A 15,563-nucleotide genomic window follows, 5' to 3' on the forward strand; every position below is an offset into this window, starting at 1 on the left:
ACGTAGTGCGTTGCGCGCTCGTTTTCGCAGTAGCCACTGACATCCTCGTTACGGCTCGTTGGCAACGACCTCGATGCTGCCGAGCACCAGGCGGTCGTCACCAAGCGTGTCGCCTCCACGAATGCGCAGGCGACCTGCGGGGGTAGGGTCGTTCGGATCGTAGAGCCCAAGCAACATGGTATAGGTTCCAGGCGCAAGATCGACGGGCAAATGGATCGTCCGGTCGTCGCGGGCCGGTTTGCCGGGCAGCCAAGTGCTCGTCGGGAGATAGCCTTCCAACGGGGGACCATCTTCGCCAGCCGCCGGCGGCTGGTCGCACGCCTGGCACAGGTGCAGAAAGAGACTATAATCCGCCTCGAGGGGCGCGGTAACTTCCCAGAAGAGGCTGAGCGGAACATTGCCTCCAGCACGATAGACGCCAGGGCCAGCGGGCATGGTCGCTTTGAGCGTGTACCCCTGAAAGACCAGGTCATCGCCAAAGACGGCGCCCACCGGACGAGCGGGCGTCGGCGCAGCCGCGCCAGTATAATATGGCTCGGGGGCTTGCTGACAGAGCAGATGCGCCCCGTTGAAGCGCCAGATGCCACACGGCCAGGTGCGCTGCTCGCGACTAAAGCGCCAGTAGTTGCCAACCAACCCATATTCATCGCCGGGTAACGGAGGATCAACCGTTCGAGCGTGTTCAGGCGCGATCACCAGCAAGCTTCGGGTAAACCCGGCCAGCCCCGCACGCCGCTCGAGATCCCACTCGCGCTGCCCAAAACTCGTCTCGCCCTGCCAGAAATTCGCAAACGTCAGTGGCTCGGGCGCAGGATCACGACTGAAACGAGCCATGTAGTAGTCATACAATGGCCGCAGATAGTTGGGGTGCAAGACAATAGCATCGTCAGGATGCACCCGTGTCGCCAGTTCCGCAAAAGCTTCGCGGTACTGCTCTTTCACCGGATCGCCCGAAAAGAGCCCAAAGACCGGTTGCACCAGCGCGCGGCCTCCTGTAAGAAGCGCGCCTGCCAGCAGCAATCCATAGACCGACACAAGCCCATAGGAGAGACTCCTGCGCACCTTGCGCGTACGTTGCCCACTCACCTGCGCCTCGCCCAGTTTCAGTAGTGGATAGGTCAACAAGAGCAGCCACGCCGGATAGATCATCATCAAATAGCGTGCCTCGTAAAGCCTCGTCACTACAAGCTGGAGCAGGAAAAGGCCCAGCGGCACAAAGAGCATCACCAGCACAAAGGCAGCGCGCAGGCGGGTCGCGGAACGGCGCAGATCAACCAGGGCAGCCACCAACCCCGAGCCAGCCAGCAGCAACCAGGGCAGCAGCCACCACGACGGGCTATCGCCAGGCCAACGGTCGAGGCTAAACCGCACCACCGTCAATTCAAGGGCCAACCACGGGTCAGCAGGAATCGCCGCACCCGCCGCCGAACGCCCGGCAGCCTGTTCGCCACCAAGCCCGCTGATCATCGCGATGACCAGCAAGCCCGAAAAGAGTGCCGCCAGCGCCGGGGCCAGCAAGGTCAGCCATGAACGAGGTCGATGCCCAACAACTTGCAGGGCCATCAGCCACACACCCGCCGCAACGAGCAGAATGCTCAGGCGATGCACAAAGAGCGCCAGCACGCCGACCACAACAAGCAGCGCCCAGTCACGCATCGCCCCGGTGCGCAGCACACGGGCAAGCGCCCAGAGCGCCAGCGTTGCATTGAAGAGCAACAGGCTATAGACCTTGGCTTCCTGGCTATACCAGATGGCGAAAGGCGACGCGAGAAGGATAAGGGCCGCCGCGAGACCAGCCCAGCAGATCCCCGGGGCACGCGGGCGGCTTTCCCCCAACCCCAGACGCGCCACCTCCAGGCTCATCAGGTAGACCAGCGGTACCGCAAGTGCCCCCGCAAGCACCGACGGCATCCGCAGCGCCGCCTCACTCTCTCCGGCAAAGCCCATCCAGCCCTTGAGCAGCACGTGATAAAGCGGATAGGCCGCATTGGGGCGCAAAAGGTCGGCGAGCAACACCGACCACGCCTGGCGACTCAACTCCCAACTACTGCCCTCATCCAGCCAAAGGCTCTGCGCCTCAAGGCGATAGAGGCGCACGAGCAGCGCGGCCCCAAAGAGGGCCACCACAAGCAGCGCATGTTTCCAGAAAGCACCTTGATTCTTCGCGACTGCCTGCATGATCACGCCCCGACTACAGCCTGAAACACCGCTTCAAAGCGCTCGGCGGTGCGCTCCCAGGTCAAGCTTTGCTCGATCCGGGCACGGGCCGTCGCACCAAGGCGGTGCGCCAGCGCGGGATCATCCATCAAGCGCAGCAACGCCTGGGCCAGCGCAGGCGCATCACGTTCGGGCACCATCAAGCCGTTGACGCCATCGTCAATGACATCGGGCACCCCCGCCACCCGCGACGCAACAATGGCGCGCCCAGCGCCCATTGCTTCGAGCAGCACATTGGGCAAGCCATCCACTCCATCGCGCACAATTGGCAGCGCAAAGACATCGGCTGCGGCCACATAGGTCGAAGCACGCTGGCGTTCGAGTTGTCCAGCAAAATGCACGCGGTGGGTCAAACCAAGGGCCGACACCTGGCGTTCAAGCGCCTCACGCAGATCACCATAGCCAATAATGACCAGGCGCGCCTCGGGATGCGCACGCAGCACAGCAGGCCAGGCCTCAAGCAACACGCCAAAGCCCTTCTTCGCCACCAGGCGGCCCATCCCCATCACCAGGGGCACCCCATCGGCCAGCCCGAGTTCGGCGCGTACAGCAGCGCGTGCCGCGGGATCAGGGCGGAAATGCTGCGGATCAACGCCATACGGCACCACGCTGCTCGTCGCAGGGCGCGCACCGAGGGCAAGCGCACGCACCCGCAGATCATTGCTACACGCGGTCAACGCAGCCGCACTGCGCAGCGCACTGGCCGCAGCGAGCGCCAGCGTCCAGTGACGTTCTGCCAGATAGACATCGCTACCGTGCAGGCTCACCACGAGCGGCAGGCCCATCAGCGCGGCGGGCAACGCCGCAGGCGGGCCATTGGGCAGCACCCAGTGCGCCTGCACCAGATCATACGGCTGCCCCGACGCCGCACCAGCGACAAGTTCGCGGGCCACCGCCCCCAGTGATGCCCCAAGCGCAAAAGGCAGCGCCAGCAGGGTACGCCGCTTGATCTGCGTATCACTAATCAGCGACTGCGCATAGCCCCACACATTCAGCGCCGGATGCGGCGCATACCGAAAGATCCGCAGGCGAACCCCACGCTCCTCGGGTAAACGGCGCAAATCAGGATGGAAAGGCATCAACAGCGTCACCGCGTGCCCACGCGCTGCCAACCCTGCCGCAATCTCTTCAATAAAGGGAGCCGTCGTCTCACCGGGCCATTTAGGAAACGACGACGCAAGCATTAAAATTCGCACATACAACTCACTGCTATGCTGTCAAACGATCCTTTATCGTTTCGTTGTGGCAGCCAAGTCGTCCAAACGAAAGCAAACATGAGGAGGGTAAGGACGCAAGCGTCCCTCAGGGAAGCCCTTGTTCAACAGGCGGCATCCGATACACAAAAGCGCGAAAATCGTCGGTCGGACTGGCATAGATCAACTCAAAGCCATCAATAACATCACCGACCTGATTGGAATGATCCATCAGCGGGGCCAGCAGCCTTCCGGCATCGCCCTTGACCCGTTGCTGATTTTCGAGCACAAGATACTGGGCATCATAGTGACGTGCAATGGTCAGGAGGAGGTCGCGATCGCCCGTATTCGGAATCATCACCGCTGGTCGCTCGACATGCCAGTTGAACTGCCAGGGGATGCGCGTCATCACCACGGCCTCTGGGGTCGTATTCGCCTGAACCCAGGCATACGCGGCCAAGTCAGGCTGCCAGATCGCCGGCTCATTGCGCACCTTATTGGCAATATCGGGGCGCGAGAAGCCGATGATGCTATTCAAGGCGACCACAACCAGGATCAGGCCAAGCGGGGCCCAGCGCCGATCACCAACTGCGGCAAGCCGATCATACCCCGCCCAGATGATCCACGAAGCAAACAGGGCCATCCAGGGCAGCAACATCACCCAGTAACGATGCTCATCAGTACGCCAGTAGGTCAACATAAAGACCATATATGGCGTAAAAGTAAAAGCGAGCAAACCGAGCAAGCGGCGGCGAAAACGCAGCGCCCCAAGCACCCCAATCAACGCCAACCACGCACCGAGGCCCGACAGAATATTTTTGCGCTCGTTGCCCCCAAAGAACCAGGCAAGATCGTCGGGCAAGCCACGCCAGACCGGCATCAGATAGTCGCGCAACTCGCGTACCTGGGTCGCAAATTTCTCCCCGGTCTTATCAAAACCCCAGCGCAAAATCCAACTCCGATCAGGCAAGCCAGGCCCGCCAAGCTCGGGCGTAAAAACGCGATAGATCTCTTCCCAGGCATCGCCACTGCTGCCACGATAGCCAAGCACCCAGGCATCGTGGCTCTCGGTCGAATAGACTGGCTTGCCAAACTCGCTCAGATTGCGCACCAGATATGGCGAGAGCACCACCAATGCAATGGCCGTCCAGACCGCAACTGGCACCAGCAACGCCGCCAGGCGCGTCAGTGACGGCCTGCGCAGCAACGCCCGCCAATCAGCAGGCACCTGTTGCCACAAAAACCAGAGGCCCATGCCCAGCGCGAGCATCGCCCCCGACGGCTTCTGCAGCATCATCAACCCCGTCAACACGCCCGCCGCCACCAGCGCACGGTTCACCCCCACGTCACGTAGGTACGCCCGCAGAGTTCCCGCCGCCCCAGCGCGAGGGGGCGTGGGAGGGGGCGTGGGAGGGCGCAGCCCTCCCCGCATAACATAACTTTTTTTCTCGTGAGGGCGTGGCACCGCCACATACAACAAAAAGATCGCCCCCAGGCTAAAAACCACAAACCCCAGATCATTCGTCACATAGATCGTGAGACGAAAGAAGAGAAAATTCGTCAACGTCAAGATCGCCGCCGTCACCCCAACCCGCCGATCCCAGAAGTGCGTCCCAATCACATAGATGAGCACCAACAGGATCACATTGAAGAAGAGATTCGGCAGCTTCGCGGCCCACGCTTCAGGCCCAAAGACCAGAAAAAAAGGCGCGATCCAGACCGGCTGCAGCAACGGCCAGGTCTCTTGCGGGCGAGTCACGCCCTCGATCAGGTGATAAAACTGCGTCACATAATCAACAACCCAGCCACGTCCGGCGGCGATATTGCGCGCCACCACCGCATTATCGGCATAATCGGCATGGCCCACATAGGGCATGCGTGCAATCACCCAGGCTTGATAACCGAGCCAGATCACCGCAAAGCCGACCAGCAAGATCAGTGACCCACGGCGCGAGCCAAGCCACGCGACAATGCGATCACTAAGCTGCGGCAACCCCTCGCGCCCGAGTACCAGCACCAGGGCCAGTAGACCCGTCCCAAGCAAGGCGATCAGCAGCGAATCGGGAAAGAGGGGCAAAAAGAGGGCCACACCCGAACTACTCAACCAGCCCAACCCCTGCGCGAGTGCATAGACAAAGAGCACCAGGGCCGCCGCGACCAACCCGTACCCAAGCGCTGCGCCACTGACATACCGGCGCACAAGCGCCCGCACGAACCGTAGCAGCGCCGGATACCAGACGATGAGCAGTAACGTCCCCAGGACCCCAAGGGCCACACTGAGCGCAGCTCCCATCCAGATACGAGCGACCGCCAATCCAGTCGCCGCCAGCGCCACCCCCAGCGTCGTCCCAACATAGACCACCGGCGTTGAGCGCAAGATCTGGTTCAGCAAGAGATAGAGCAGCAGTGCCGAAGCAGCCAGCAAGCCTACGGCACGCCAGGCGGGGGGATAAAAAGGCGGGGCCAACTCTTCAACGGCACGTACCCGCACCTCGGCTAGACGAAAGCCCTTTGGCCGTGGATCGGCCCCAAAGCTTTGCGTATCAGTAAACGTATGCGAGCTCGCAAAATCAAGCCGCAGATCGCCACTGGTACGCACCGCAGCCGGAACACGAAACGTATATTCAGCCCACGCACTGGATGGCGTAAACTCACCGATAGGCACCCCATCGGCGCGCACGGTCACCACAGGCTGGGCAACAGATGCCCCAACGACATCGTCAGGCCAACCCTGCGCCGTGACCGTCAAATCAAGCTCGGCCCCGGCCCCCACATGGGGCAACTGCAACAAGGCATGCTGGCGCGTCCAACGGCTACGACCAGTCGGCGCATCGGGCGTCAGATCATCAGCAAAAAGATCGCCCCGTGCCACCGCATCAGCCCCAAGCCCCGCTGTCGTATCTAAAAAAAGCCGATCACCAACCCACCCGACGAGCACACGACCTTGCGGTGGAGCCTGATAAGCCAGCACGCCGACCAGCAAACTCAACAACAGAACCATGCCCACCGCACTCAGGACACTGCGCCAGGTTCCTACCGTCGGCGCAACCAGGGGCGCAGCACCTTTACGCTTGGTCAGGCTCTCAGATTGTAGATCCGCAACACCCATACATGATGACACACTGCAACAGACCCGACGTTCGGGCACACCAGCACACATTATACCGCTAATCGCTCTGGCGGGGGTGTCGGGCCTTTTTAACGCAGAGACGCAGAGGCGCAGAGACCGCAAAGGATCATATATAAACAAATCTTTGCGCCTTTGCGCCTTTGCGTCAAAACAAGCCCTCTATTTGACGCAAAGGCGCAAAGGCGCAGAGGCTGATAAGATAGAGATTCGGTGCTGATTATGTGGTATCGTATAGCGCAAGAATCATGTACCGTACTCACCTATTTCATCTTTCATCTTTCATCTTTCATCTTTCATCTTTCCTACTTCCTTGCCCAAGGAGCCACGATGGCAATGGTTAGCAAGATCTTCGATAACATTGACCAAAAGCTGGTTGATGCCCTGCTAAAGACCCTCCAGAATGCGCGGCGGGCCGATTTCTGTATCGGGTTCTTTCGCTTGAGCGGGTGGGGTCAGGTAGCCGATGCGCTTGATCATTTCGCCGGTGGCGAGCAGGCGTGCTGCCGCGTGCTCATTGGAATGAATGAGCGCCCCGATGAGGAGTTGCGTCGCCTCCAGCGTCAATTGCGGAAGGGCGCTGCCGAACTGGATCTGGCACGTGCGGCTCAACTGAAGAGCCGGGTGGCCACTGAGTTTCGCAAGCAACTCGTCGGGATGGCCCCGACGAATCAGGACGAGGCCGCGCTCCGGAAGCTCTGTCGGCAGATCCAGGATGGCAAGGTTACGGTCAAGCTCCACCTGAGCTACAATCTGCACGCCAAGCTCTATCTTGCCTATCGCGACGATCCTGACAATCCCGTCACTGCCTACCTCGGTTCGAGCAATCTCACCATGTCGGGCCTGCGTATTCAGGGTGAGTTGAATACGAAAATCACTGATGATCTCGATAATGAGAAACTTGAAGCGTGGTTCAACGACCGCTGGGATGATGACTGGTCGGTCGATATTTCGAAGGATCTGTTGGCTGCGCTGGAAGAGAGTTGGGCCGGGGTAGAGCGGCGTCCGTATCACATCTATCTCAAGATGGCCTATCATCTGGCGGAAGAGGCGCGCGCTGGTCTGAATGAGTTTTCGTTGCCCCGCGATTTCCGGGGCAAGCTCTTTCCTTTCCAGGAGGCGGCGGTGAAGATTGCGGCGCGTCACCTCAATGAGCGCGGCGGGGTGCTGCTCGGTGATGTGGTTGGCCTGGGCAAGACGATGATGGCAAGTGCCCTTGTACGGATCTTCCGCGATGATTTCAATCTGCGCCCGGTGATCGTTTGCCCGAAGAATCTTGTGCCGATGTGGGCGGAGTACGATCGCGCTTGGGATCTCGGGGCACGTATCATCCCGTTCAGCATGGCCCATAAGGAGTTCCCCAATCTGCCGGCACGCTATAAGTTGATCGTCATTGACGAGTCGCATACGCTGCGCAATCCCGAGGGGCGGCGCTACAAGGCGATTGCTGAGTATATCCAGGCCTTCGGCGAGAAGGAGTGCAAGGTTGTTCTGCTCTCGGCTACCCCCTACAATAAGTCGTACCTCGATCTGAGCGCACAACTCCGCCTCTTTTTGCCCGACGACCGTGACCTGGGCATTCGTCCCGAGGCTTTCCTCCGGGCTGGCGGTGATGATGAGTTGCTGCGTGCGCAGGTGCAGCCGCGTACCCTGCGGGCCTTTGAGTTCAGTCCCCACGCCGACGATTGGCGCGAGTTGATGCGGCTCTTTATGGTGCGCCGTACCCGCTCGTTCATCAAGCAACACTATGCGAAATATGATGAGGAACGCAAGCGGTTTTACCTGGAATTGAATGGTACGTCACCCTTCTACTTTCCTGAGCGCGTCCCACGGACGCTTCCGGTGGCGTCGAGCAATGACAACGACCCCTACCGCCAACTCTACGCTGCGCCGGTGGTTGATGCGCTTGGCAGCCTGGCGCTGCCGCGCTACGGCCTCGCCAATTATCTCAAGGCGAATGCGTCGCACCTGGCGACCGCAGCCGAGCGGCCTTTGCTCGAGAATCTTTCGCGGGCGGGCAAGCGGTTGATGGGTTTCTGTCGCACCAATCTCTTCAAGCGACTCGAGTCGGGCGGCGCGGTCTTTCTTCAGTCGCTCGATCGCCACATTCTGCGCAATGCGATCGTGCTCCACGCACTAACCCACGGTCTGCCGATCCCGCTCGGTGCACAGGCCGCCGAGGTGCTCATCGCCGATACCGATCTGGATGCCGATAGCGCGGCGGTGCAAGAGGGCTTCGCGGACGAAGAAGTGACGACTCGTCGCCACACGACCGCCGAGGTGGCGGCGGCGACCGGGCTTGATCCCTATAGTATGGAGGCCTATCAACGGCGGGCCGAGCAACTCTACACGCTCTATGCGGGTCAGCTCAAGAGCCGCTTCAACTGGCTTCAGCCTGGCCTCTTCAAGCCCACGCTCAAGACGGATCTTCAGGCCGATGTTGATGCGCTGCTGACGATCCTCGCGGCCCACGGTCGCTGGGATCCCGCCAGGGATGTGAAACTGACCGCACTGCGTGCGCTCATCCACGACCTAGCCGGGCAAAAGGTGTTGATCTTTACCCAATTCGCCGATACGGTCGCCTATCTGGTCAAGCAACTTCGCGCCGCTGGCGTTGCGCGTGTTGCCGGGGTGACCGGCCAGAGCGAGAACCCGACCGAGCTCGTGCAGCGCTTTAGTCCACGTTCCAATGGCGTCAACGATCCGAACCTGCTCGCCAATCCGCTTGATGTGCTGATCGCGACCGATGTGCTCAGCGAAGGCCAAAACCTGCAGGATTGCGCCCAGGTGGTCAATTTTGACCTGCCCTGGGCGATCATTCGGCTGATTCAACGCGCCGGTCGGGTTGACCGCATCGGCCAGCAGTCAGATACGGTTACCTGTTCCACTTTCCTGCCTGCCGAGGGCATCGAGGCGATCATTCGCCTCCGCGCGCGCGTGCGCCAGCGCCTCCAAGAGAACGGTGAGGTCGTTGGCACCGATGAGCAGTTCTTCGAGGAGGCCGAGCAGGCGCAAGAGCGGCGTATCCTCCAGAATCTCTATACCGAGACGTCGGGGGTGCTGGACGAAGAGCAAGACCGCGAGGTCGATCTCGCTTCCTATGCCTACCAGATCTGGAAGAATGCGCTTGCGGCTAACCCAGGGCTGAAAAAGGTGATTGAGGATATGCCCAACGTGGTCTACAGTGCTCGCCGCCTCGCCGATCCGACGGCGCCGATCACGGTGCTGCCATATCAGGCACCGCCAGGGGTGCTGGTCTATCTGAAGTCGGCGAGCGGCACCGACGCGCTGGCCTGGATCGATGAGCACGGCAACAGTGTGACGCAATCACAGTACGCCATTCTACGGGCCGCCGAGTGTACGCTGGCGACCGAGGCGCTCCCTCGCGCCGCGAGCCATCATGCCCTGGTGCGCAAAGCGTTCGACTTGGTCGAGGAGCGTGAGGCGCTCGGGGGTGGCCTCGGCAGCCCGCGCGGTGCCCGCTACCGGCTCTACGAAAAACTGACCGCCCACCGCGACCACATGGCGGCCACGGCCCCGCTCTTCCTCAGCACCGAACTCGAGCGCATCATCGACGACATCTACCGCTATCCGTTGCGCCAGGGCGCCGCTGACGCCATCAACCGCCAACTCCGGAGCGGGGCCAGCGCCGAACAACTCGCCGAACTCGCCCGAACCTTGCGTGACGAAAACAAGCTCTGCTTTAGCCACGAGACCAGCGACGACCTACGCGATGAACCGCAGGTCGTGTGTTCGCTGGGGTTGGTGTAAGCCAAAGCCCTTTGTCGATCCGCCACCTGGTTACAAAGCCCGGCGAGCAATCGTTTGTGCTACAATGGCACGAAGACGATGGTAGCTTAAACGCAGAGGTGTTTTATGACCGCCATAACGCTAGCAGATATTCTTGGGCAAGCCCGTCAACTGCCTTTGGCTGAACAGGCCCGCCTGACCAGCATCCTCGATCGCGAGCGTGCCCTGCGCCTTATCGAATTGCTTGATGAGTGGGCAGCCGACGAGTCGGGTTATGAAGATGAAACCTGGACACAGCTTCAGGCTGCACTTGATGACGAGCGTACACGCCTTGGTATGCGGAGTTTGTTTAATGACGCGGATCATTCTTCTTGATGCAGGTCCGTTAAGTATGGCTGCCCACCCTCGTAAGAATCCTGAAATCCGGGTCTGGCTTCAGGGCCACCTTCGGTTGCAAACCGCCCGCATCGCGATACCCGAAATTGCTGATTATGAGGTACGCCGTGAACTGCTGCGTGCCAAAAAATATGAAGGAATCGAACGCCTCGATACGCTGAAGGCAACGCTGCGCTATGCACCAGTAACGACCGAAATTATGCTGCAAGCTGCTGATTTCTGGGCGACGCTGCGCCAGGCTGGGACACCAACAGCGGACAGTGCGGCCCTTGATGCCGATGTCATTTTGGCTGCTACTGCGTTTAGTCTTCAGGCCCAGGGCGATACTGTCGTTGTGGCCACTACCAATGTCCGGCATCTCAGCCGCTTAGTCGCTGCACAGGTTTGGCAAGAGTTGATCTGATCTGAGCGTAATCTATGACGGTGAACCTCAAGAACCTCCGCGCCGCACTCCAGGAGTTTAACTGGGAGCAGGTGTTTCGTTCGGTGCTCAAGTGGACGAAGCCGACTGATACGGTGCGGACTGAGGTTGCTGATGGTGCGCGCTTTACGCTTTCGCCGATTGCCGATACCGGTGGCATGCAGGTCTATGTGGTGCACAGCGCCGATGGTACGCTGCCGCCGCGACCGATCCGCAATACGCTTGAGACGCGCTTGCGCCGGACGCAGGTTGAGCATATTCTGATCTTTGAGGATGCCGCTCAACAGCACGCCATTCTCCAATGGGTCAAGCGCGGTCAGCAGGGTCGGCGGGCGCACGAGTTTCCCTACCACCGCGGTGAGAGTGGTGAGCCCTTGCTGCAGAAACTCCAGGGGATCGCTTTTACCATTGATGATTTTGATGCCCAGGGCCGGATCGAGATTTCGAAGGTTACGGCGCGGGTGGCGAAGAATCTCGATGTTGAGCAGGTTACCAAGAAGTTCTACCACGAGTTCGAACGCCAACGGACTGAGTTCCAGCAGTTCTTGCGCGGGATTCCGCTCGCAAGCGACCAGCGCTGGTATGTGTCGGTGATGCTCAATCGCCTGATGTTCATCTATTTTATCCAGGCCAAGGGTTTTCTAAACAAGCATCCTGACTATCTGCGCGAGCGCCTGGCGTGGTCTCAGGCGAACCTTGGGGCTGATCGTTACTATAAGGATTTTTTGCGCGTGCTCTTTTTTCAGGGCTTTGCGCTCGAGCCGGGTCAGCGTAGCGCCGAGGCTCAGCAGAAACTCGGTACGATCCCCTATCTCAATGGCGGCCTCTTTCTGCCGCATCCGATCGAGGAGCGCTATGGCGACGCGATTGACATCCCCGATAGCGCGTTCGACAAGCTCTTCACTTTTTTTAGCGGTTGGCGCTGGCACCTCAGCGAGCGGCCCGGCTCGAGTGATCGCGAGATTGACCCGGATGTCTTGGGCTATATCTTCGAGAAGTATATTAACCAGAAGCAGATGGGCGCGTACTATACCCGCGACGATATCACGGGCTACATCTGTCGCAATACGATCATTCCGGCGCTTTTCGATAAAGCCGGCCTGTCGCTTGCGCCGCTCAATCTGCCGCAGACGATCAGCGCTTACCTCTACCCGGCGATGAAGCAGGCCGAGCCGCTGCCGACCGAGACCGAGCGCGAACAGGCGGCGCGCCGCAGCCGTGTCGCCACGCTGATTGCCGACGCCCAGGCCGGCGCGATCGCGACGATCAACGACGCCGTCACCGCCAACCTTGACCTCGAAGCGCTGCTGCAAGACCTCATCCCGCGCCTCGACGCGCTGCAGGTCTATCGCCTCTACACGGCCCTGGCCGGCGACCCCAAGACCGGCACTCTGCCGCTGAGCGTGCTCGATCCGACGGTTGGCTCGGGTGCGTTTCTCTTCGCCGCGTTGCGCATCCTCGCGCCGATCTACGAAGCCGTGCTTGAACGGATGGACGCGTTGGTCACTGCCGACGGGCCGTTGGTGTCGCAAGGCCGCCAAGGCGCCAAGGACGCGCACAAAAAGCTTGCGCCTGCGCATCTGAGCGTCCACGAAGCGGACGCGTTGCGGGCGGTGCTCGCCGCCGCCGAAGAGCACGCCAACCGCGACTACTTCATCACCAAGAGCATTGTGGTGCGCAACCTGTATGGCGTTGACCTGATGGCCGAAGCGACCGAAATCTGCAAACTACGCCTCTTTTTGCGCATGGTCGCCGACCTGGATGACGCCCGCCAGATCGAGCCCCTGCCCGACGTTGACTTCAACATCCGGGCGGGCAACACCCTCGTCGGCTACGCCCGCCCCGACGAAATCGGGCTCGTCTACAAAGACACGATCTTCAGACTAAGCCCGCGCCAACAGAAACTGCTCGACGAAATCCGCGCCGTCCAGCGCGAACTGACCGTCTACCGCAACGCCCAGCTCCAATTCAACCCCTCAGCCGCCGAAGGCCGCACCGCCCGCCAGACCATCCGCGCCCGCCTCGACACCATCAACGCCGGCCTCGACGCCGACCTGCTCAAAATCGGCCAGATCCATAAAGAACCCGACGGCAGCTACAACACCCAGCCCTTTCACTGGTTCACCGCCTTCTACGAAATCCTCGACGAGGGCGGCTTTGATGTGATCGTGGGGAACCCGCCGTATGTGGAGTACACACAAGTCAGAGGTGATCATAGAGTAAATGGCGAAGACCGCTATCGTATCTATGGATACAAAACTGAGGGTTGCGGAAACCTCTACGCCTACGTTATCGAGCGATGTCTGAATATGGGTGCTGACAACGGGTGTCTGGGCTTTATTGTTCCAGTTTCGTCAATATCGACTGATAGATATAGTAGTCTACAAACGCTTTTATCTAAACGAAATTTGCACTACAGTTCGTATGACGATAGGCCATCACGTTTATTCGAAGGATTAGAACATATTAGGCTAACAATTCACTTAATAAGTCACTTGTCATCTCAGCCTCTCCACTTTTCAACGCGATATAACAAATGGTCAGCAGTACAGCGCGGAATGCTATTTGACACTCTTTTTTACACTCCTGCATCTTCTGGGTTAGTTACAGGTAGCATGCCCAAGCTTTCCTCGTCACTTGAAAAAAATTTTTTATCAAAATTAGAGAACGAGAGAAGAAATCTCGCTAGCTTCTACAACCGAGACGCTCAGCATAAAATTTTTTACTCACGAAAGGTCGGCTACTTCCTCCAGATCCTCAACTTCGAGCCACTTGTACTTGATGGTAAAGGCAATAGGCGGCCACCTTCTGAGTTCAAAGAGATTAACTTTGGATCTGAGGAATACGCGAAGGTTGCTTTATGCTGCCTAAACTCTAACTTGTTCTACTGGTTTATCACTATTTTCTCAGACTGTCGACATATAAATAAGCGCGAGGTTGATGCTTTCCCTGTCGATTTAAATAGGCTTTCTCGATCATCTAACGGAAGAAAGTTGGAACAACTTGCTGCTTTGTTGATGGCTGACCTTCAACAGAATTCAGAGCAGAAGCAAATGCGCTTCAAGCACGATACACTATCTATCCAATGTATCTATCCGAAGTTCTCAAAACCCATCATCGACGAAATCGACCGTGTCCTCGCAGCCCACTACGGCTTCACCGACGAAGAACTCGACTTCATCATCAACTACGACATCAAATACCGCATGGGGCGCGACGCGAGCGACAGCGGGGAAGATTGACGCGAAGGATTTGACGCAAAGACGCAAAGACGCAAAGAATCATAATATAAAAATTCTTTGCGCCCCTGCGCCTTTGCGTCAAAATCTCTGCGCCCCTGCGCCTTTGCGTCAAAATCTCTGCGCCTTTGCGTCGTCTCCTTCCGGCCTCAGCAGCGGTCAGGCACTGCTTCGCCATCGACCCTGGCGCTCAGAATCTATGCTGGTCGCCCACGCTTTATGGATGTGATATCATGCACTGGAATGCTGCATCGGTAGAGAATCGACACAGGAGACCTTGCTATGCCATCGGTGACGATTGCCGACATTGACAAGCGCTTGCGGCACCTCCCGCCCGACAAGTTGATCGTCGTCTATGATTTTGTCTCGTATTTATTGGAGCGTGATCTGACGGATCTGCTGCTCGATGCCGATACCGACGCAGGGGCGACGATGCTGGCATCTGAAGCGGTGTTGCGACGTGATTGGGATCGGCCAGAAGAGGATGCTGCATGGGCGCATTTGTAAAGGGCGATGTGGTGGTCGTGCCGTTTCCATTTTCGGATTTGAGCGCGGCAAAGAAACGTCCAGCCTTGGTGGTGGCAACCCTCACCGGCAACGACGTCATCCTGTGCCAGATTACCAGCCAAGCGGTGGCCGATAGCTATGCGGTACCGCTGACTGATAGCGACTTTACGAGCGGTGGCTTGCGGCAAGCAAGCAATGTGCGCCCCAATCGACTCTTCACCGCTGAGAAGAGCATCATCCTCTCTCGTGCAGGGACGATCAGTGTCCCCAAGATGCAGGACGTGCTTGCCAAGCTCGTGCAGATCCTCACCTCCTAAGGCAGCGGCAGCCATGTGGACGACAATCAGCACGCCCTTGAGGCTATGCTGCGACGAGTGGTACGTCAAGAGCTCCGCAAGCGCGTGTACGCGTAGATGCACACGGTGCAACCCAACGCCGCTGGCGCAGCCCTCCCCTCGGCGCGTTGTCCCAACACCCACGCGACCCAGCGGGGCCATCGCTCCAGCGACTCGAGCTGCATCATCAAATACCGCATGGGGCGCGACGCAAACGACAGCGGGGAGGATTGACGCGAAGGATTTGACGCGAAGGCGCAAAGGCGCAAAGGCGCAAAGGCGCAAAGGCGCAAAGGCGCAAAGAATCATAATATAAAAATCTTTGCGCCCCTGCGCCTTTGCGTCAAAATCTCTGCGCCCCTGCGCCTTTGCGTCAAA

Annotated in this window: 9 protein-coding genes; 6 read left to right on the forward strand and 3 right to left on the reverse strand. The window is 59.2% G+C overall.

The genetic code is table 11. From position 1 onward, the window contains the following. Positions 1–48: 48 nt before the first annotated feature. The 3 genes from EYB53_RS06185 to EYB53_RS25555 form a co-directional block, all read right to left on the reverse strand. Complete coding sequence (locus EYB53_RS06185) at positions 49–2,178, reverse strand: glycosyltransferase family 39 protein (protein ID WP_135477323.1); 2,130 nt, start codon at positions 2,176–2,178, stop codon at positions 49–51. A 2-nt stretch (positions 2,179–2,180) separates the two neighbouring features. Beyond that, the gene (locus EYB53_RS06190; RefSeq protein WP_135477324.1) at positions 2,181–3,413 is read right to left on the reverse strand and encodes a glycosyltransferase; all 1,233 of its coding nucleotides are present in this window, start codon (positions 3,411–3,413) and stop codon (positions 2,181–2,183) included. A 106-nt stretch (positions 3,414–3,519) separates the two neighbouring features. Then, the gene (locus tag EYB53_RS25555) at positions 3,520–6,519 is read right to left on the reverse strand and encodes an ArnT family glycosyltransferase (RefSeq protein ID WP_254150925.1); all 3,000 of its coding nucleotides are present in this window, start codon (positions 6,517–6,519) and stop codon (positions 3,520–3,522) included. A gap of 348 nt (positions 6,520–6,867) precedes the next feature. Between EYB53_RS25555 and EYB53_RS06205 the strand changes: the two genes are divergently transcribed. The 6 genes from EYB53_RS06205 (at position 6,868) to EYB53_RS06230 (ending at position 15,167) form a co-directional block, all read left to right on the forward strand. Continuing rightward, positions 6,868–10,308, forward strand: coding sequence for a helicase-related protein (locus EYB53_RS06205; protein WP_254150926.1), 3,441 nt, complete (start codon positions 6,868–6,870; stop codon positions 10,306–10,308). A 105-nt stretch (positions 10,309–10,413) separates the two neighbouring features. After that, a complete protein-coding gene (locus tag EYB53_RS06210) occupies positions 10,414–10,662 on the forward strand; it encodes a hypothetical protein (protein ID WP_135477325.1) in 249 nt (82 codons plus the stop codon). Continuing rightward, positions 10,640–11,086 (forward strand): PIN domain-containing protein, encoded by a 447-nt coding sequence (locus EYB53_RS06215; protein ID WP_135477326.1) that lies wholly within the window; start codon positions 10,640–10,642, stop codon positions 11,084–11,086. The genes EYB53_RS06210 and EYB53_RS06215 overlap by 23 nt, the downstream gene beginning before the upstream one ends. A gap of 14 nt (positions 11,087–11,100) precedes the next feature. Continuing rightward, complete coding sequence (locus EYB53_RS06220; RefSeq protein WP_135477327.1) at positions 11,101–14,346, forward strand: Eco57I restriction-modification methylase domain-containing protein; 3,246 nt, start codon at positions 11,101–11,103, stop codon at positions 14,344–14,346. A 279-nt stretch (positions 14,347–14,625) separates the two neighbouring features. Continuing rightward, positions 14,626–14,850, forward strand: coding sequence for a hypothetical protein (locus EYB53_RS06225; RefSeq protein WP_129677946.1), 225 nt, complete (start codon positions 14,626–14,628; stop codon positions 14,848–14,850). Next, positions 14,835–15,167, forward strand: a complete 333-nt coding sequence (locus EYB53_RS06230; RefSeq protein ID WP_135477328.1) for a type II toxin-antitoxin system PemK/MazF family toxin — start codon at positions 14,835–14,837, stop codon at positions 15,165–15,167. Before EYB53_RS06225 ends, EYB53_RS06230 begins: the two co-directional genes overlap by 16 nt. Positions 15,168–15,563 lie beyond the last annotated feature (396 nt).

It is taken from the genome of Candidatus Chloroploca mongolica (genome assembly GCF_004762035.2).
Taxonomy (GTDB): domain Bacteria; phylum Chloroflexota; class Chloroflexia; order Chloroflexales; family Chloroflexaceae; genus Chloroploca; species Chloroploca mongolica.